Source organism: Chitinophaga sp. 22620 (assembly GCF_052044405.1).
Lineage (GTDB): Bacteria > Bacteroidota > Bacteroidia > Chitinophagales > Chitinophagaceae > Chitinophaga.
This window is the reverse complement of sequence record NZ_JBQEMV010000001.1, coordinates 747,470-767,387: the sequence shown is the minus strand read 5'-3', so window position 1 is coordinate 767,387 and position 19,918 is coordinate 747,470. Positions and strand designations below refer to the sequence as shown.

The following is a 19,918-nucleotide window of genomic DNA, read 5'->3' as shown; positions in this document are numbered from 1 at the left end:
ATGACAGGAAAAATAATCTTATACTGCTGCCTGCTGCTGCCCATGGCATTGGCGGCGCAGCCGGTGAAAACGCCCGGGAAGGTGACCGCTGTGAGCATCAAAGGCCAGGAGGTAAGCATCACCACGCAAAACGGCCATGCCCTGGTAACAGCATACAGCCCCTCCGTGATCCGCGTGAGGATGGACAAACAACCGCTGGCAAAAGATTTCTCTTACGCCGTTATCGCGCAGCCGCAGGCATTTTCGCCGCAGGTAACGCAGAACGGGGAAGAAGTGCGGATAGAAACAGATTCGCTGGTGGCGCGCATCGGCAAAGATCCTTTTTCTATTACTTTTTATACCAAAACCGGCGAAGTGATCAATGCGGATGAGCCGGGGCTGGGCACCAGCTGGATCGGCGAAGAAGTGACCACGTACAAGACCATGCAGGAAGGAGAACGGTTCATCGGCCTCGGCGAAAAAACCGGCAACCTGGACCGCAGAGGCAGCTCCTACACCAACTGGAACACCGATGCATACGGTTATACCGTTACCCAGGACCCGATCTATTCCACCATTCCTTTCTACATCGGCGTGCATCACGGCCTTAGCTACGGGATATTTTTTGACAACACCCACCGCAGCGATTTTAATTTCGGCGCGAGCAACAACCGCTTTTCATCCTTTACCGCAAACGGCGGGGAAATGAATTATTATTTCATTTATCACCCACAGGTTGCAGGCATTGTTTCAGCATACACGCAGCTCACCGGCCGCATGAAGATGCCGCCGCTCTGGAGCCTGGGCTACCAGCAAAACCGCTACAGCTATTATCCTGAGGCGGAAGTACTGCGCATTGCGCAAACGCTGCGTGAAAAGCAGGTACCGGCAGACGGTATTACGCTGGACATCCATTATATGGACGCTTACAAGCTCTTCACCTGGAACAAACAGCGCTTTCCCGATCCCGCGGGCATGAATGCGCAGCTGCAAAAGCTCGGCTTCAGAACCACCGTGATCGTGGACCCGGGCATTAAAGTGGAAAAAGGTTACCACGCTTACGAAAGCGGCCTTAAGGACGATATCTTCATCAAATACAGCGACGGGCAGAATTACACCGGCCAGGTATGGCCCGGCTGGTGCCACTTCCCCGACTTCACCAGTGCCAAAGGCAGAACCTGGTGGAAACAGCAGGTGAAAACCTACACCGGCGCCGGCGTTTCAGGCCTCTGGAACGACATGAACGAAATAGCCACCTGGGGCCAGCGCATGCCGGACAATGTGATCTTCGATTTCGAAGGCAACCCCGTTACCCATCAGCAGGCACACAACGTGTATGGTCTTGCCATGGTGCGCGCCAGCTACGAAGGCGCCAGGGAAGCGGTTCCCAACCAGCGGCCCTTCATCCTCACCCGCGCAGGCTATGCAGGCCTGCAGCGCTATTCCGCCATCTGGACGGGAGACAACCGCGCGGAAGACGATCACATGCTGCTGGGCGTTCGCCTCATGAACAGCCTCGGCCTCAGCGGCGTTGCTTTTACAGGTATGGACATCGGCGGGTTCACCGGCAATGGCGGCCCCGCGCTGTACGCCCGGTGGATACAGATCGGCGCCTTCACGCCGTACTGCAGGAGCCATACGGGCATCAACACCAAGTCCGCCGAGCCCTGGGCCTTTGGCGAAGAAGTGCTGGAGATCTCCCGCAACTATATCAACCTTCGTTATAAGCTGCTGCCTTACATCTATTCCTGCTTCTACAACGCCACGCAAACGGGCCTGCCGCTGATGCGCACGCTGGCGCTCACGGATACGCACGACCCGCTGGTGTACGATACGCGTTTCCAAAATGAATACCAGTTTGGGCCCGCCTTCCTCATTGCGCCGTTTGAAAGCAGGCAGGCATATGCGCCTGTGTACTTCCCGAAAGGCAGCTGGTACAACCTGTACAGCGATGCAAAAGAATCCGGCGGGCAGGAAAAGATGCTCACGCTGGGCATGCACACGCTGCCTGTTTACGTCAAAGAAAGCAGCATCATTCCCATGCAGTCGCTCATACAAACCACGCAGCAAAAACCAACAGACACGCTATTCCTGCATGTATACAAGGGAACCGTCAACAACGATTTCAGGTATTATGAAGACGATGGGGAAACTTTCAGTTATGAGAAAGAAGGATATTTCCAGCGCAACATTTCCTACCGCCCCGCAGAAGGCGCGCTGCTGCTGGAAAAAGCGAGCGGGAAGCTGGCGTCGAAGTTTAAAAATATACAGCTGATCCTGCATGGGTTCGGCAGCGGGGAAAATATTTCAACAGGCGGAAAACCAGTGAATGTGGAGAAAGGTACGGTAGCTTTCATTCAACCTGTATCCCGCTTCGATCCGCAGGGGGAATCCAACCCGGTGGTGAGTTGCGAGGTGCTGAAGTTGGTGGTGCCCAACAGTGCTGATGCGATCAAGATCAGTTTTGGTCAATAACCTGTCGGTGGACTTTTCCACCAACACGGGCCGCTCCGGTGGGGGCGGCCCTTTTTGTTACCAGCTCAGCCAGCTCTTTTCAAGGCCAAGGTACTGGCCGTCTTCCCGTTGCTCCAGCGGGTACGTTTTCAGGTAAAAGCCTTCGCCGCTGCTGTTGTAGCCATTGCGGATGCTGAATTTATACCGGTGCAGCGGGCAAACCACGTTGCCGCGCTCGTCTATGAACCCGTCTGCCATAATGCCGCCCGCATGCGGGCATTTATAGGCAAAGGCATATAACTCGCCCTGGAAGCGGGTGAAGCAGATCTTTTTGCCGTCCACTTCCTGCACGGTAATTACCGCTTCACCCGCCACAGGATCGCCCGCACCGGCAAAGCGGTGCCAGTTGTATTGCTTGGCCATTTAAAAGAAATATTCCGATTTGTAGGGATAACGCTCCCGGTACAACTGTATTACCTTGTCCAGTATGGTTTTCCGCAGCTCTTCGATATTCGTCCGCTCGGTTGCCGAAATGAACACGCAGTTGCCGTTGGAACGGTGCTGCCAGCTTTCTTTCAGCTGGTGGAGGATATCGTTTTTCACATCCTCGGTCAGCCATTCATCGAAGGTCTGCTTTTCGTAGAGGTCCATTTTGTTGAAGATGAGGATGGTAGGCTTATCCATCGATTTCAGCTCGGTCAGCGTGCGGTTCACCACTTCGATCTGGTCTTCGTATTTGGGATGGCTGATATCCACCACGTGCATGAGGATGTCGCTCTCCCGCACTTCGTCCAGCGTGGATTTGAAGCTTTCCACCAGGTGGTGCGGCAGCTTGCGGATGAAACCCACCGTATCGCTCAGCAGGAACGGCGTTTGCTCGAACACGACCTTGCGGGTGGTGGTATCCAGCGTGGCGAAGAGCTTGTTCTCTGCAAACACTTCGCTTTTGCTCAGCAGGTTCATGATGGTGCTTTTCCCCACGTTCGTGTAGCCTACCAGGGCCACGCGGATGTACTCCCCGCGGTCTTTCCGCTGGGTGAGGGACTGCTTGTCAATCTCACCCAGCCGCTTGCGGAGCAGGGAGATCTTATCTTTCACGATACGGCGGTCCGTTTCAATTTCCGTTTCACCGGGGCCTCTCATACCGATACCGCCTTTCTGGCGTTCGAGGTGCGTCCACATGCCGCGGAGGCGCGGCAGGATGTATTGGTACTGCGCCAGTTCCACCTGCACTTTGGCCTGTGCGGTACGGGCGCGGCGCGCGAAGATGTCGAGAATGAGGTCGCTGCGGTCTATGACCTTTATTTTGAGCTCTTTCTGGATGTTGGAGATCTGGGAGCCGGTAAGCTCATCGTCGAAAATAACGAGGCTGACGTCTTTCCCCACCACATATTGCCGTACTTCCTCCAGCTTGCCTTTGCCGATGAACGTAGCCCTGTCCGGATGCGGCAGCCGCTGGGTGAACCGTTTCACGGCCTGCGCGCCTGCTGTTTCCGCCAGAAAGGCCAGCTCATCCAGGTATTCATGCACCTGGGCTTCCGTTTGTTCCTTATGTATCAGGCCTATCAGAACTGCGCGTTCGTCTTCGGCTACTACCTGGTTTTTTTCTATCAAAGTATATTCAGAATTTTTGCAAAGTTAATGAATTACCGCCGCGTGAGGCATGAGACTAAATTTTCCTACATTTATGCCTCACCACAACAAAATCTACACCAATGCGTAAAACATTCCTGTTAGCAGGTATTTTATTCATTCAGCAAAGCATGGCACAACAAAAGATGACCCCTGAGCTGCTCTGGCAATTAGGCAGGGTAAGCGGGGAAACAGTTACGGACGACGGAACGGTCATATTCGGCGTTTCCCGCTACAACCTGCAGGAAAACAAAAGCGAGCGCAACCTCTGGGCCATCCCGGCCGGCGGCGGCGCCGCCAAACAGCTCACCACCTCGCCCGGAGGGGAATCCATAGTGAAGCTGCTGCCCAATGGCCGTATTGTATACAGCTATAAAGGGCAATTGTGGGAAATGGACAAAGACGGCGCAAACGCCGTACAGCGCACCGAAATAGAAGGAGGCATGCAGAATGTGCGCATTTCCCCGGACGGCGCGCATATCCTTTTCTCCAAAGAAGTGAAGCTCGAAAAGATAAGCGGAACAGACCTCTACCCCGATCTTCCCAAATCGAACGTGCAGGTTTACACGAGCCTGAACTACCGCCATTGGGATACCTGGGAAGACGGCAATTACAACCACGTGTTCTACGCCACCTGGGATGCCGCCACCGGCAAGGTGGGCACACCGGTAGACATCATGAAAGATGAAAAGTTCGACTGCCCGCAGATGCCCTTCGGCGGCGGGGAAGACTTTACCTGGAGCCCGGACGGCAAGCAGATCATCTACGTCTGCAAAAAGAAGCACGGTAAGGAATACGCCGTCAGCACCAATACCGACATTTACCGCTATACCCTCGCCACCGGCAACACGGAAAATCTTTCCGAAGGCATGATGGGCTACGATGTGGCGCCCGCCTTCAGCGCGGACGGCAAGCGTATGCTCTGGCTCAGCATGGAGCGCGACGGGTTTGAGGCGGATAAGAACGACATCATTGAATATGATCTGGCTACGGGCAAACGCAGCAATCTAACTGCAAAGTGGGACGGCACCGTTTCCGCGGCCTGCTTCAGCAAAAACGACGGCAGGATCTTTTTCCTGGCCGTTACCAAAGGCACCGAGCAATTATTTGAAGTATCCGCAGGCAACATCCGCCAGCTTACCAAAGGCCAGCACGACCTGAACGGCTTCGTAGGCCAGCACGGCAACAGGATGGTAGTGACCCGCACGGATATGAACCGCGCGGCAGAGCTGTATACCGTGGACCTGAAAACCGGCGCCGTGAAACAGCTTTCCGACGTGAACAACGACATCTACAGCAACCTGCAAAAGAGCAAAGTGGAAGAACGCTGGATCAAAACCACAGACGGGCAGCAGATGCTGGCCTGGGTGATCTATCCGCCGGACTTCGACGCATCCAAAAAATATCCCACCCTGCTGTATTGCCAGGGCGGCCCGCAATCCGCGCTCAGCCAGTTCTATTCCTACCGCTGGAACTTCCAGCTGATGGCGGCGCAGGGCTATATCGTGATTGCGCCCAACCGCCGCGGCATGCCCGGCCACGGCGTGAAATGGAATGCGGATATCAGCAAAGACTGGGGCGGCCAGCCCATCCGGGATTATCTCTCCGCCATAGACGACATCAGTAAAGAACCCTATGTGGACAAAGCCCGCCTGGGCGCTGTGGGCGCGAGCTACGGCGGTTATTCCGTGTTCATGCTGGCCGGCGTTCATAAAAAACGTTTCAAGACCTTCATTGCCCACGACGGCCTGTTTGACCTGCGCAGCTGGTACGGCACCACCGAAGAGCTGTGGTTCGCCAACTGGGACATTGGCGCATATTTCAACAAGGATGACGCGAAATCGTACGACCAGTACAATCCCAGCAACTTCGTCAATAACTGGAACGCGCCGATCATGATCGTGCAGGGCGGCATAGACTTCCGTGTGGGCATCGAGCAGGGGCTGCAGGCCTACCAGGCCGCACAGCTGAAAGGGCTGAAGAGCAAGCTGGTATATTTCCCCGAAGAGAACCACTGGGTGCTGGGCGCGCAGAACGCCATCGCCTGGCAGCGCGAGTTCTTCGGCTGGCTGAAAGAAACTTTATAATCCTTACGGGATGCGGCTTCCCGGCTGCATCCCTTTTTAAAACCATACCATGTATTCCACGCTTAACCTCGACGTCCAAAACAATACCGCCACCATTACACTCAACCGGCCCGACGTTTACAATGCCTTCAACGATGCGCTCAGCTACGAGCTGCAGGACGCGCTGAAACAAACCGAAAAGGACGCCTCCGTGCGCGCCATTGTGCTTACCGGCGCGGGCAAGGCTTTCAGCAGCGGGCAGGACCTGAAGGCCTCCCTGGAATCCACCGGCAAAAGGAACCTGGGCGAATCGCTCCATAAAAGGTACAATCCTATCATCCGGGCTATCCGCAACATGCCCAAACCCGTGATCTGCAAGCTGAACGGGGTGGCGGCAGGCGCCGGCTGCTCCCTGGCCCTGGCCTGCGATGTGATCATCGCATCCGAACAGGCCAGCATGATCGAAATATTCATCAACATCGCGCTTGTGCTCGATTCCGGCTCTTCTTACTTCCTGCCGCGCACCGTAGGTTACCACCGCGCCTTCGAACTGGCTACCAAAGCCACGAAACTCACTGCCGCAGAGGCTTTGCAGATGGGCCTGGTGAATAAAGTGGTAAAACCCGAAGAGCTGGACGCTGCGGTGCAGGCAGAGGCTGAATTTTACGCCAACGCCCCTACGAAAGCTATTGCCCTGATGAAAAAAATGCTCACCAAAGGCATGACAGAAGAGCTGGACGCTGTGCTGGACTACGAGGCTTATTGCCAGGAAATTGCAGGAAATACAGAAGATAATGCGGAAGGGGTTCAGGCTTTCCTTGAAAAGAGAAAACCTGAATTTAAAGGGAAATAACGGCAACAGCTTACTACGGCAGCGCCCTCAGCACATAAAAAGGCCGTCCCGGAATTGATCCGGGACGGCCTTTCTGTTAAAACTTCGTGTATTATAAACCGCTGAGGGCTAAACCGATAGAGTAAGGACGGATGTCCAGGTTCGTGTTGTCCTTGAACAGGGGGTTCAGGTTCACGGTGCCGAAAAGGGCGAAGTTCCCGTACCCTATGCGCGCCGTGCCGGCAAAACGCCAGGGGTTGAAAAAACGCCTGTTCTGTTCCTTGATGATATTCTTTTCGCCGCCCAGTGTATTCTTCCCTTTCGTATGTGCGTTCACGAGCATACCCACCTTGGCGCCGATAGAGGCTTTGAAACCCTTATTGGCATTGTCTGAAACAGCGCGGTAGCGGAGTTCCAGGGGAATCTCAAGGTAGTTGGTGGCCACTTTATACTTTTTGTATTTATCGGCGGAATTGATGAAACGTACCGCGTTGGACTGGCCGTTGGACATATCGATATACTGGTCGTCCAGGAAAATACTGCTGGAGCTGAAGCCAAGCCCGAGCGCCACGCTGAGATGTTCTTTGGTTATAGGCAGGTCGTACATCAGCGCGATGCTGAACCCGCGGCTCAGCCCTTTGGTCTTCACACTGTCCGGAGCAGATGCCCAGCCGTCATAAGAAATACCGATCACCAGGAAGTCCTTTGAAAAGGACACCTTTTCCCGGGCCTTACCCATGGCCGCGCCAGCCTCTTTATCCTGCGCAAATACACCTGCGGAAACCGCGATTAATCCCAGCGTAAAAAGTAATTTTTTCATAATATGTTTAAATGCTTGGCAAAAAGAATATCAGGCAAATTTAATGGAATGCAAATAAATCAAATGGTTAAAATATTGCAAAAATAATGCATGGTAATTACACTGCACCCGGTAAGCAGAATTTAAGTAAATTGTACGGTCGAATACGCTCTAATCCCCTTGTTCCGAAAAAAGCCACACGCAGAGAAGCAGTTCTAATAATTCTATGCATGAAAAAGATCAGCAGCCCCGTTATCATTGTTTTTGTTGCTGCCATCGTGTCCGTTGCCTGGTTTGCCTGGAGTGCCTGGTTTTCAGATGCCGATGCCATTAAGAGGAACGAGCGCATTCATCTCACCAACGACAAGATCCGCCTCCTCGAAAAAGTAGCCTATACCGTTAAAAGTATGGAATCTTCCGTGAGAGCCTATGTGATCACGGGAGACAGCGGTTTTCTTTCCCGGGAGGATTTCACCGAGATCCAGCTGCGCACCCCGGCGGAAAACCTGCAGTTCCTCGCCTCGGGCCCTTTGGAAAAGCGGCAGATGGACTCCCTGCGGGCCTTGGTCTATCAGCGCATCGTGTATTTCAACTACCTCATTACCTCCGCGAAAGAATCGCCGGTGATAGCGGGCGCCATGATCCGTTCCGTACAAACGCCCGTTCCGCCGGACCCGCTCACCGAACTGATCAACCGGCTGCTGAACGATCAATACCGTCACATGGAAGCCCGCCTCAGCAGCGGCATTCCCAACCGCCTCCCGTTCCTGCTCACCCTCGCCGCCAGCGCATTGGCCCTTACCGTGATATGCTGGGGACTGTACAAGCTGGTGAAAGACATGCGCAAGACCAAAGCCAGCGAAACCGCCCTCCGCATCAGCGAGGCCAAATACCGCAGGCTGATAGAAGACGCGGGCGCCACCATGTTCACCACCAACCGCGGCGGTTTTTTCAAATATGTGAACAACAAAGCCCTGGACCTCACCGGGTTTACACCGCAGGAGCTGGTAGACAAACAATACACCATGCTCATAGACCCGCCGGAGCAGAAGAGGATACGCGAGCACTACGAAAAACAAGCCTTCGAAGGCACCAACGAATCCACGCTCCGCTTCCCCATCCGCTGCAAGAACGGGGAAATGAAATGGGTAGAACAGCACGTGGTGCTGCTGAGGCAGAACGGTATCTTCAGCGGCTTCCAGTGCATCGTGAAAGATATTCACGCAAAAAAAATGGCGGACGAGGAGATCGTAAAAACGAAGAACGAGATGAACATCCTGCATTCGCGGCTGCAGTCCATCCTGCTCAATTCCCCGTCCATGATCTTTATCAAGGACCTGAACAGCAAATATGTGCTGATCAATAAACGGTTCGAAGAAGTGTTCGGCATCAACAGCGAGCACATCCTGGGCCGCACCGATAAAGAATTTCCCACCAAGCTCAAACCGGAGAAAAGCATTATGTCCGACAGGGCGGTGCTGTTGCACGAGCGGCCGGTGGAATCGGAAGACAGCATCGAGATCAATGGCAAAACGCATTATTTTTTCATCACCAAATTCCCCCTTCGCGACCATACCAACCGGGTGTACGGCCTTTGCGGCATTGCGACGGACATCACCGAACGCATCCAGCACGAGCATGCGCTGATAGACGAAAGGAAAAAAGCGATAGACGCCCGCCGCGCGCAGGAGTTTTTTATGGCCAATATGAGCCACGAGCTGCGCACGCCGCTGAACGGCATCCTGGGCTTTGCTTACCTGCTGGAACAAACGCCTGCCAACGCTCTGCAAGCCGAATATGTGCGGGAAATACTGGATTCCGCCAACAGCCTGCTGCTGCTGGTGAACGACCTGCTGGACTTTTCACGCATCAAGGCCGGCCGCATGGTGCTGGAACATGCAGCGTTCGACATGCGCGGGCTGCTGCAGCAGAAAATAGAAAAATACCGTCCCAGGGCGGAAGAAAAGGGCCTGCACCTGCTGTGCGATATCCAGGAAGAAATGGAGAGCCGTGTGCTGGGCGACCAGCTGCGGCTGAAACAGGTATTGAACAACCTGATAGACAATGCCATCAAATTCACTGAAAGCGGCAGCATCCATCTTTCCGTGGGCGTGGCGGAGGAAAATGAAAAGCAGGTGAAATATGCGTTTGAGCTGAAAGACACCGGGATCGGCATTCCTGCGCACCTGCATCATGAAATGGGCGAAACCTTTGCGCAGGTACATGGCGGCAACGACCGGAAGCACGGCGGAACGGGCCTGGGCCTTGCGCTGGTGCGCCAGTTGATAGGCCTTCACCAGGGAAGCATTCATATTTGCGACAACCCGGAGGGCGGCACCATTATCCGTTTCACGATACCCTATCTCCGGCAGGTACAGGAGCCTGTAAAACTGCCTTCATCCAGCCGCGAAACCTTGCTGACGCCGCCTTTGCAGGGCAAGAACATCCTGCTGGCGGAAGATAATCTTGTGAACCAGAAACTCGCCATCCGCACGCTGGCCAACGCGGGCGCCGCGGTAGAGCTGGCGGAGAACGGCGTGGAAGCGCTGGAAAAACTGCGCCAGCATAAATACGACTGTGTGCTGATGGACATCCAGATGCCGGAAATGGACGGGCTGGAAGCCACCCGCAAGATACGGGACGGCGGTTCCTCCATTCCCATCATTGCCATGACGGCCTCCGCGCTCAAAGGCGACCGCGAACGCTGCCTGCTGGCCGGTATGAACGATTATATTTCCAAACCTTTCCTGCCCAACGATCTTTTTCAGAAGATACTGGAAGCCCTGGGCGAGCGCGACCCCGTATTCGCCAAATTCACCGGCCCCGATTACGAAGAGCAGAAAGTGCCCGCCTTCGTGGACCTGCATTACCTGCGCAGCGTGGTAGACGACAACCCCGAATATTTACTGGACATCCTGAATACTTTCCTGGAAAGGACCGGCGGCACGCTCACGCACCTGGCCAACAGCGCGCAGCTGGAAGAATGGGATGAAACCAGCCAGTACGCCAGCCTCCTGCGCAGCAGCCTGATGGTGGTGAGGATCCACCCGCTGTCTGAGATCATCCTTGAAATTGAGCAGCAGGCGCGGCACCGGGAGAACCTTCATACCATCCTTCCTAATATTCACCTTGCCATCAAACTCTACCGGGACGCGCAGAGCGTGCTGCAAAAGGAAGTGGATAAACTTTCATGATCAGGCTTTATACAACGGCAGCGCAAACCAGAAGCGGCTGCCCCTGCCCGGCTCGCTTTCCACACCAATAGCGCCGCCCTGCGCCTCGATGAACTCCCTGGCAATGGCCAGGCCCAGCCCGCTGCCCTTCGCATCGTCCGAATCCGGCACCTGGAAGAACCTTTCAAATATTTTGCTCCTGAAAGCAGGGTCTATACCCTTGCCATGATCGCGCACGCTGAAGTGCAGCGCGCCCGTGCCCGCAGCCAGCACGTCCAGTTCCACATCTGCGCCGGGGCTGGAATAACGGATGGCGTTGGTGAGCAGGTTCACCAGCACCCAGGCGCTCTTCTCCGCATCCGCATTGATCTGCACGGGTTCGGGCGGCAGCGTGGCGCGGATGTTCACTTTCCGGCTTTCCGCCTGTTTGCCCACGGCGTCCAGCGCATATTGAACGATCTGCTGGGGCGCTACGGGTTGTATCTGTAATTGTATGTTGCCGCTTTCCACTTTGGAGAAGTCCAGCAGCTCGCTCACCATGCGGATCATGCGCCGGTTATCGTTGCGGATGCTGTCCAGCAGCTCTTTCTGTCCGGGGATGAGCGGGCCGGTGCGCTCATCGTCCAGCAGCTGGAGACTGAAGTCTGTAGCGGCCAGCGGAGTTTTCAGCTCGTGGGAGATAGTAGCGATGAAGTGCGTTTTCGCGAGGTCTTGTTCTTTAAAAGCGGTGATGTTCTTCAAAATGATCACATACCCGATCTTTTCTTTTTCGTGGAAGATGTCCACCGTTTCGCGCAGGAAAAAACTTTCCCGGTTATTCACGACGATCTTGATGGGGCCGCCCTGGCTTTTTTCAAGCAGGAACCGGAAAAGATCATTGCGGCTGGCGGCTTCCGCTGCGGCTCTTCCCACCAGTTCTTTTTCCTGCACATTCAATAGCTGAAGGGCCTCGTTATTGGCGAAGAGAATGGTGTTATGGTTGTCAAGCCCGATGGTGGCGTCTTTCAGGCTGCTGATCACCGCTTCCGCCCGTTGTTTTTCAAACATGATGCGGGCCAGGTTGCTGTGCTCGTATTCATCCAGCTTTTGCGCCATGGTGTTGAAGGCCGCGGCCAGTTCGCCGAACTCGTCGCCGGATTTGAAATACAGCCGCTGTTCATACTTTTTCTCCGCAATTCCCCTGATACCTTCGGTAAGCTCCCGGATAGGGTCCGCAATGTAACCGGGGAAGTTGTACACGAAAGTGATGCCCAGCAAAAAACATACGCCGCTGATAATGGCAATGTACAACAGGGCCTTGTCCGCCGTATCCATCGCCGCTTCGTTCTTGTTCACGATCGCTTTCATGTTCACTTCCATTACGGTGAAAAGCGCTCTTTTGATAGCGGGTATCTGGCTGCTATCCCCTTTCTTCAGCAATTCGTAATGTTCCCGGGCGGATTGGGTGGGTTTGTCTTCGCCGGGTTCGGTGATGTTCCGTTCCTGTTTTTGGAGATTGGATTCAAACTCCGGCTGCGCAGTGCCGGGCGAAAAGCCCCAGGCGTCGAGGGCCCTCAGCATGTTCCGTGAATATTCCACGGACTCGTAGTTGTCTTCCAGGATAGCGCGGGAGCCGCGGTTCACCCGGTCCAGGTAATAATATCCCAGTATGCTTACCAGCAGCAGCATGATGAAGAGGAACAACACCCCTATCGTGATCTTCGACTTTAGCCTTAACCTGGTCATGATAATATTACAAGGTCGATTTCGTGAGAGGATAACGTTTTTAACAACTGGTTGAACACGCTTGTTCGCAGGATGATACCAAAAAGGCTGATATGCGGCTTGCCGATACAGACGGTTGTGATCTCTTTCTGCCGCGCCGTTTCGATGATAGCCTGCGCCACGTTGGCATGCTGCACCCTCAGCACTTCCGCGCCCAGCTCGGTGGCCAGCTTCAGGTTATTGATCAGGTGCCGCTGGTCGGACAGCTTGATGCGGCCCACGCTTTCACGGGGCGTTTGCACATACAGCACGTACCATTCACCATGGTAGTAAGCCGCCAGCCGCGCCGTTTTCCGGATCACTTTCCTGGCAATTTCATCGTTGCTGGAAATGCAGGCCAGGAAACGTTCGTGACGCATTTGCCGGCCCTTCGGTATCTCGATCTCCACTTTGCGTTCCACCTGCGAAGCTACTTCTTTCAGGGCAAGCTCGCGCAGCTGCAGAATTTTATCCGACTGGAAAAAGTTGCGCAGGGCGTTTTCTATTTTGCTCTGATCGTATATTTTGCCTTCTTTCAGGCGGGTGATCAGTTCGTCCGCCGTCAGGTCTATATTCACCACTTCGTCCGCTATCTGCAGCATGCTGTCCGGCACGCGCTCCTGCACTTCCACGCCGGTGATGGCCTTCACCTGGTGGTTGATGCTTTCCATGTGCTGGATGTTCACGGCGGAAATGACATTGATGCCGGCATTCAGCAGGTCCATTACATCCTGCCAGCGTTTTTCGTTCCTGGACCCGGGGATGTTGGAATGAGCCAGCTCGTCCACGATCACCCATTCCGGCGCCAGCAGCAGGATGGCGTTGAGGTCCATTTCGTCCAGCATTTTGCCTTTGTAGAACACCTGCCTGCGGGGGATCAGCGGCAGCCCTTCCAGCAGGGCTTCCGTTTCTTTCCGGCCATGCGTTTCGATATACCCGACCTGCACATTGATGCCTTTGCGCAGCATGGCATGCGCTTCCTGGAGCATGCGGAAGCTCTTGCCCACACCGGCGCTCATGCCGATGTAAATTTTGAATTGCCCGCGGCCGGCTTTATTGGCCAGGTGTAAAAAACGTTGCATCATTTGCAGATCTGTTAAACCACCCCAGCGGAGCGCTTGTGTACAAGGCTCCGCTGTTCAGATGGGATTTTGCTATGGATTTAAAATGAAACTGCCAGTGATGTGGTGATGGCCACATTCGTATTTTTCGGTTCTGAATTTTTGGTAAAGACGTCGTCTTTACTGTTATATAATTTCCCTTCCACACGGAACAGCACATTGCTCACGGGCGCGATATCCAGGTTCAGCGAATAGCCGCTGGTCTTAAAACCATTGGGCGTTCCCGTGCCGATGATCACGCCATTTTCATCGTTATAGTACTCGTACCGGGCCGCCATGGCCACTTTGTCCGTAAAGGCATACCGCGCGATGGCGATCGGGCTGTACCAGCTGTTCATATCGCTTCCGCCTTTCTGTTTTTGTTCGAGGCCATAATCGCAACCGGCTATGAGGCTGAATTTATCCGTGATATTAAAGATACCGTAAACATCATTGAAGTAACGCATCCGGCGCACGGAATCGGGTTTATCGTTGCCGATAAAGGTGCTCCAGTTGAGCGTCACTCTGCTGCCGGGCTTAAAGGTCAGCTGCGTGCCGAAAGCCGGCGTCTGGTTCGCATCCGGGCGTTTGATCCTTTGCCAGCCGTTCAGGTACATGACGGCGACGGTCCATTTTTCATTGGGCGTCCAGGTTACTTTGGCGCCGGCCTCGTAGTAGGGCGTGTTTTCGGCCATGATGCTGCGGGTGAGCGTGTAGCAGTCTTTGGAAACAGCGCTTTCGAACCCGATGTGCGAAGGCATAATGCCCGCGTCTACCCATACGTTCTTACCCACCCTTACGCCTACATTTGCTTCATATACGTATTTCAGCAGCTCCTGTTCTGTGGCCATATTGTATTGCCCGTAGGTGCCCGCCATCAGGGCTACGTTGGCCCTTACGCGGTCGCTGCTGTAATTCGCTTTCAGGAACGCCAGGTTCAGGTTCAGCTCGTTGTGGCGGTTATGGTTGTACAGGAAACCCGGTTTGGTGTGGTTTTCCGGCTCATTGAAATCGAAGGAATAGTAGGCTTCCGCGTAGCCTGAAAAGGTCAGCTTCGGTTCATTTTTTTCAGGCTGGTCCTGCGCCATTGCATGCATGCAAAGGATGGAACCAGCGGCGATCAAAAGTGTTTTCTTCATGTTGTATAGATGGTGTTGTCAATTATTTCAAATTATCCAGCGCAATATTCAATTGCAGCACATTCACCGTAGACGGGCCGAAAATGCCTAGCAGCGGACCTTTCGTGTGCTCTTCCACCAGAACGGCCAGCTTGTTTTCAGGCAGGTTGCGGAGCCTGGCGATCCGTGGCACCTGCAGCAGGGCGGCTGCCGGAGACAAATGCGGATCCAGCCCGCTGCCTGATGCTGTTACCAGTTCCGCAGGAATGTTTTCCTTTTTCACCCCGGGATTATGTGCCAGGAAGGTGTCTATCCGTTCCTGCACCACTTTCAGGTAGTCTTCGTTGGACGGGCCTTTGTTGGAACCGCCTGAGCCCGCGGCGTTATAACCCACGGCGGAAGGGCGGCCCTGGAAATATGTATCGTCTGTAAAATTCTGACCGATGTTGGCATAGCCCACCACCCGGCCTTTGTTTTCCACCGTAACCCCGTTTCCTTTACCAGGAGCGAGTTTCGCCACGCCTGCGATCAGCAGGGGGTAAAGGCCCGCGGTGAGCAATACCAGTACAGCGGTGAGTTTTAATGCGGGAAGAAGATATTTTTTCATGATCATTTCAGATTAAAAGAATAAAGCCACTACGAGGTCGATGAGTTTGATGCCGATGAAGGGCACAATGACGCCGCCGAGGCCGTAGATGAACAGGTTGCGGCGCAGCAGCGCGCTGGCGCCTATCGGTTTGTACGCCACGCCTCTCAGGGCCAGCGGTATCAGCAGGGGGATAATGATGGCGTTGAAGATCACCGCGCTGAGGATGGCCGTTTCAGGGCTGTGCAGCTTCATGATGTTGATGCCCTGTAAAGCGGGGATAGACAGGATGAAGAGCGCCGGCACGATCGCGAAATACTTCGCCACGTCGTTTGCAATGGAAAAAGTGGTGAGCGTGCCGCGCGTCATCAGCAGTTGTTTGCCGATCTCTACAATTTCAATGAGCTTGGTGGGATCATTGTCCAGGTCCACCATATTGCCGGCTTCCTTGGCAGCCTGCGTGCCGCTGTTCATGGCCACACCCACATCCGCCTGCGCAAGGGCGGGCGCATCGTTGGTGCCGTCGCCCATCATGGCTACGAGGCGGCCTTCCTGCTGTTCTTTTTTGATGTAGCTCATTTTATCCTCCGGCTTCGCTTCGGCGATAAAATCGTCCACACCGGCTTTCTCCGCGATGTATTTGGCGGTGAGCGGGTTATCGCCCGTTACCATCACTGTTTTCACGCCCATTTTGCGGAGGCGTTCAAAACGTTCCTGGATGCCGGGTTTGATGATGTCCTGCAATTCTATCACGCCCATGATCCTGCTGTTCACGGCTACCACCAGCGGGGTACCGCCATTGCCGGAAATCTGTTTCACCATCTGGTGGGTCTCCGCAGGAAAGGGCTGGCCTTCGCGTTGCGCCAGGTCCCGGATGGCATCGTAAGCGCCTTTGCGGATGCGGGTGCCGTCCGGCAGGTTGATGCCGCTGCTGCGGGTTTCCGCAGTGAATTTTACCATGGAAGCGCCTTCCAGCGAAAGGCGGCTTACAATTTCTTTACCGGCCAGTTCCACAATGGAGCGGCCTTCGGGCGTATCGTCCGCCAGGGAGCTGAGCGCGCTGATGCGGATGAATTCCGTTTCAGAGAAACCATTGGCCGGGTAAAAGTGCGTGGCCTTACGGTTACCGATAGTAATGGTGCCGGTCTTATCCAGCAGCAGCACGTCCAGGTCTCCCGCTGTTTCTACGGCCTTGCCCGATTTGGTGATCACATTGGCGCGCAACGCACGGTCCATGCCCGCGATGCCGATGGCGGACAGCAAGCCGCCGATGGTTGTGGGAATGAGGCATACGAACAGTGAAATGAACGCAGCAATGGTGATAGGCGTATTAGCGTAGTCCGCAAAAGGCTTCAGCGTGACGCATACGATGATGAACACCAGTGTGAAGCTGGCCAGCAGGATAGTAAGCGCAATTTCGTTGGGCGTTTTCTGGCGGGTGGCACCCTCTACCAGCGCGATCATTTTATCGAGGAACGATTCGCCGGCTTCGGTGGTCACTCTCACCACGATGCGGTCGCTGAGCACTTTGGTACCGCCCACCACGCTGCTCTTGTCTCCGCCCGCTTCGCGGATCACGGGGGCGCTTTCGCCGGTGATGGCGGATTCGTCTATGCTGGCAAGACCTCTCACGATCTCGCCGTCCGCCGCGATGATGTCTCCCGGTTCGCAAACGAACAGGTCACCTTTTTTGAGCTGGGAGGAAGACACTACTTTTATTTCATCGGTGAAGATCTCTCCCACAGCCAGTATTTTTTTGGCCGGGGTTTCTTCTCTTGTTTTACGAAGGCTTTCGGCCTGGGCTTTACCCCTTGCTTCCGCAATGGCTTCCGCGAAGTTGCCGAACAGCACGGTAAGCAGCAGCACGATGAAAATGGTGAGGTTGTACCCGAAGCTGCCCTGCGAAAGGTCCCCGGTGAACAAGGTGTAGAGCGTAACGATCAGCATCACGATGGTGCCAAGCTCTACGGTGAACATCACCGGGTTCTTGATCAGCAGCCGGGGGTTCAGTTTTACGAAGGATTGTTTCAGGCTTTCCTTCACCAGGTCTGCCGGGAACAGTGCATTATCTTTAGTTCTCATGGTCATTCAGCATTTTTCATTAATACAGGGAGAAATATTCCGCAATAGGACCCAGTGCCAGTGAAGGGAAGAATGCCAGCGCGGCAATGATCACGATCACGGCGAAGGTCATGATGCCGAAAGTGCCGGTGTCTGTCCTCAGCGTGCCGGCCGATTCAGGCACATATTTCTTCTGCGCCAGCAGGCCCGCAATGGCCACCGGCCCGATGATGGGAAGGTAGCGGCTCAGGATCAGCACGAAGCCGGTAGTCACGTTCCAGAAAATATTGTTATCTCCTAAACCTTCAAAGCCGGAGCCGTTGTTGGCTGAAGCGGAAGTGTATTCGTACAGCATTTCGGAAAAACCGTGATACCCCGGGTTGTTGAGCCAGTTGCCCGGCTGAACCGCCCAGTTGGCGCCCCAGCCATGCGCTACGGCGAAAGACGAAAGCGCCGTGCCCGCCAGGATCAGGAAGGGATGCAGCAAAGCCACCAGCGCGGCGATCTTCACTTCTCTCGCTTCCACCTTATGGCCCATGAATTCAGGCGTGCGCCCCACCATCAGCCCCGAGATAAACACGGCAATGATGATAAAGATGAAGTAGTTGAGTATGCCCACTCCGCAACCGCCGTAGAAGCAGTTGGTCATCATGGCTACCAGCTGCATCATACCGGTGAGCGGCATGGTGCTGTCGTGGAAACCATTTACAGAACCGGTGGAGATAATTGTTGTAACGGTGCTCCAGTACGCGGTGGCCGTTGGCCCGAACCGCACCTCCTTGCCCTCCATGGCCCCCGTTGGCTGCATGATCCCCATCTTTGTTATGGCCGGGTTACCGCCTGTTTCCTGCATAATGGAAGGGATCAGCAATAGCAGCATGCCCAGCGTCATCACTGCAAATATTACCCTGGCGAATTTGCGGCGCCTGATGAATATGCCAAAGGCGAATATCATGGCGATCGGGATGATCACCTGTACAACAACTTCCGTCATATTGGTGAGGTAGTTCGGGTTTTCCAGCGGGTGGATGGAGTTGGCCCCGAACCAGCCGCCGCCGTTGGTGCCCAGGTGTTTGATGGCGATCATTCCGGCAGCAGGCCCGCGGGACACGCCTACGGTATCGCCCTGCATGGTCACTATGGTATCTTTGCCAGCGTAGCTGGCAGGGGTGCCGTTAAACGCCAGTATCAGCGCTATCACGATACAAAGCGGCAGCAGCAGGCGGGTGTTGATCTTCACCAGGAAATCCCAGAAGTTGCCCAGCTTAGTGGTCGTTTTGTCCCTCAATGCTTTAAATACCACGAGAAGGGCTGCAAGGCCGGTTGCCGCGCTCACGAATTGCAGGAAGGTGATCACAAACAGTTGTGTGAAATAAGTAAGGCCCGATTCTCCTGAGTAGTGCTGCAGGTTACAGTTTACCAGGAAGCTGATGGCCGTGTTAAAGGCCAGGTCCGGCGTTTGCCCGGGGTTGCCGTCCGGATTAAGCGGAAGTTTATCCTGGAAAATAAGCAGGAAAAAGGCATACACAAACCAGAGCATGTTGATGGTAAGCAATGCCTTGAGATGCTGTTTCCAGTTCATTTCCTCTTTTGGATTGATGCCGCATATCCTGTAAATAAATCTTTCCAGCGGCGCCAGGAAGTCCATCCAGGTTCTTTCCCCGGCAAATGTTTTGGCGATGTACCGGCCAAGCGGGATGGCTATGATCAATGTCAGCGCATAGGAGGCTATGACGCCCAGCAGTTCTGTATTCATTGTTTAAAAAGCAGTTAGGGATTCAGAATTTCTCCGGTTTCAGCAGTACATAGATCATGTACACGAAAACCAGGATTGATAAGATGAATAATGCGTTCATCATAAAGCGTCCGGTTTTAAATGTTTTCGAAATAGTCCACAGATTTAAAGAACAGCCAGAAGCAAACGAGGCCCGCGAGGAGCAATAGTGCGATCAACATAGTGCGTTATTTAAGATGATTTGATGACGGATCTTTTTTAATGAACCTGGCAGGTAAGCTTTCAGCGGCGAGTCCAGGAAGGGGGAAATGCTGTACAGGAAAACGGATTCGATGGCGTTCTTAAGGCCGTTGCTGCCGTTTTTGTACAATACGCCGGCCATAGACAGGCATTTCCTGATCTCGGCCGTGCGGCCTTCCCTGATCACTTTTTTGGTGTAGGCTGAAAAAACGCCGATGGATCTGGTGAGCACATTGGCCTGGACGATACCCGAAAGGGCGGGTATCTGCTGGGCGATCAATAACGGTACTTTAGCGTCCGGTAACATGATGATTGAATTTGCACCAGTGTCAGCCAGCGGAGTGCCAGAGGGGAGTAGAAAGAGTTAACTTACTGAAGAACAATTATTTATTTCAACATG

At 54.3% G+C, this 19,918-nt stretch carries 15 protein-coding genes; 4 read left to right on the top strand and 11 right to left on the bottom strand.

Annotated elements, in window-relative coordinates; genetic code table 11:
• Window positions 1-2,454: a glycoside hydrolase family 31 protein gene (locus ACTJIK_RS03350; protein WP_440644883.1), complete on the top strand. Its 2,454-nt coding sequence runs from the start codon at window positions 1-3 to the stop codon at window positions 2,452-2,454.
• A gap of 57 nt (window positions 2,455-2,511) precedes the next feature.
• On the opposite strand, the gene ACTJIK_RS03345 is transcribed toward ACTJIK_RS03350, so the two are convergent.
• Window positions 2,512-2,856 (bottom strand): Rieske (2Fe-2S) protein, encoded by a 345-nt coding sequence (locus ACTJIK_RS03345; protein ID WP_440644882.1) that lies wholly within the window; start codon window positions 2,854-2,856, stop codon window positions 2,512-2,514.
• Window positions 2,857-4,047 (bottom strand): GTPase HflX, encoded by a 1,191-nt coding sequence (gene hflX / locus ACTJIK_RS03340; protein ID WP_440644881.1) that lies wholly within the window; start codon window positions 4,045-4,047, stop codon window positions 2,857-2,859.
• A gap of 101 nt (window positions 4,048-4,148) precedes the next feature.
• On the opposite strand from hflX, the gene ACTJIK_RS03335 reads away from it, so the two are divergent.
• Both ACTJIK_RS03335 and ACTJIK_RS03330 read left to right on the top strand, forming a co-directional pair.
• The gene (locus ACTJIK_RS03335; RefSeq protein WP_440644879.1) at window positions 4,149-6,152 is read left to right on the top strand and encodes a S9 family peptidase; all 2,004 of its coding nucleotides are present in this window, start codon (window positions 4,149-4,151) and stop codon (window positions 6,150-6,152) included.
• Window positions 6,153-6,201: 49 nt separating this feature from the next.
• Entirely contained in the window at window positions 6,202-6,984 is a 783-nt protein-coding gene (locus tag ACTJIK_RS03330; RefSeq protein WP_440644878.1) for an enoyl-CoA hydratase-related protein, read from the top strand.
• A gap of 91 nt (window positions 6,985-7,075) precedes the next feature.
• On the opposite strand, the gene ACTJIK_RS03325 is transcribed toward ACTJIK_RS03330, so the two are convergent.
• Window positions 7,076-7,783, bottom strand: coding sequence for a porin family protein (locus ACTJIK_RS03325; protein ID WP_440644877.1), 708 nt, complete (start codon window positions 7,781-7,783; stop codon window positions 7,076-7,078).
• A gap of 209 nt (window positions 7,784-7,992) precedes the next feature.
• On the opposite strand from ACTJIK_RS03325, the gene ACTJIK_RS03320 reads away from it, so the two are divergent.
• The gene (locus ACTJIK_RS03320; protein ID WP_440644876.1) at window positions 7,993-10,956 is read left to right on the top strand and encodes a PAS domain S-box protein; all 2,964 of its coding nucleotides are present in this window, start codon (window positions 7,993-7,995) and stop codon (window positions 10,954-10,956) included.
• Here ACTJIK_RS03320 and ACTJIK_RS03315 read toward each other — a convergent pair whose 3' ends face one another.
• The 8 genes from ACTJIK_RS03315 to ACTJIK_RS03280 form a co-directional block, all read right to left on the bottom strand.
• Complete coding sequence (locus tag ACTJIK_RS03315) at window positions 10,957-12,660, bottom strand: ATP-binding protein (RefSeq protein WP_440644875.1); 1,704 nt, start codon at window positions 12,658-12,660, stop codon at window positions 10,957-10,959. It abuts the gene before it with no gap.
• Window positions 12,657-13,763 (bottom strand): sensor protein KdpD, encoded by a 1,107-nt coding sequence (locus tag ACTJIK_RS03310; RefSeq protein WP_440644874.1) that lies wholly within the window; start codon window positions 13,761-13,763, stop codon window positions 12,657-12,659. Before ACTJIK_RS03310 ends, ACTJIK_RS03315 begins: the two co-directional genes overlap by 4 nt.
• 77 nt (window positions 13,764-13,840) lie before the next feature.
• A complete protein-coding gene (locus tag ACTJIK_RS03305; protein WP_440644873.1) occupies window positions 13,841-14,917 on the bottom strand; it encodes a porin in 1,077 nt (358 codons plus the stop codon).
• A gap of 22 nt (window positions 14,918-14,939) precedes the next feature.
• Entirely contained in the window at window positions 14,940-15,503 is a 564-nt protein-coding gene (locus ACTJIK_RS03300; protein WP_440644872.1) for a K(+)-transporting ATPase subunit C, read from the bottom strand.
• 12 nt (window positions 15,504-15,515) lie between these two features.
• A complete protein-coding gene (kdpB, locus tag ACTJIK_RS03295) occupies window positions 15,516-17,570 on the bottom strand; it encodes a potassium-transporting ATPase subunit KdpB (RefSeq protein WP_440644871.1) in 2,055 nt (684 codons plus the stop codon).
• Window positions 17,571-17,583: 13 nt separating this feature from the next.
• Window positions 17,584-19,299 (bottom strand): potassium-transporting ATPase subunit KdpA, encoded by a 1,716-nt coding sequence (kdpA, locus tag ACTJIK_RS03290; protein ID WP_440644870.1) that lies wholly within the window; start codon window positions 19,297-19,299, stop codon window positions 17,584-17,586.
• A gap of 22 nt (window positions 19,300-19,321) precedes the next feature.
• Window positions 19,322-19,399, bottom strand: coding sequence for a potassium-transporting ATPase subunit F (locus ACTJIK_RS03285; RefSeq protein ID WP_246859027.1), 78 nt, complete (start codon window positions 19,397-19,399; stop codon window positions 19,322-19,324).
• A gap of 93 nt (window positions 19,400-19,492) precedes the next feature.
• Window positions 19,493-19,825, bottom strand: coding sequence for a DUF7674 family protein (locus ACTJIK_RS03280; protein WP_440644869.1), 333 nt, complete (start codon window positions 19,823-19,825; stop codon window positions 19,493-19,495).
• Window positions 19,826-19,918 lie beyond the last annotated feature (93 nt).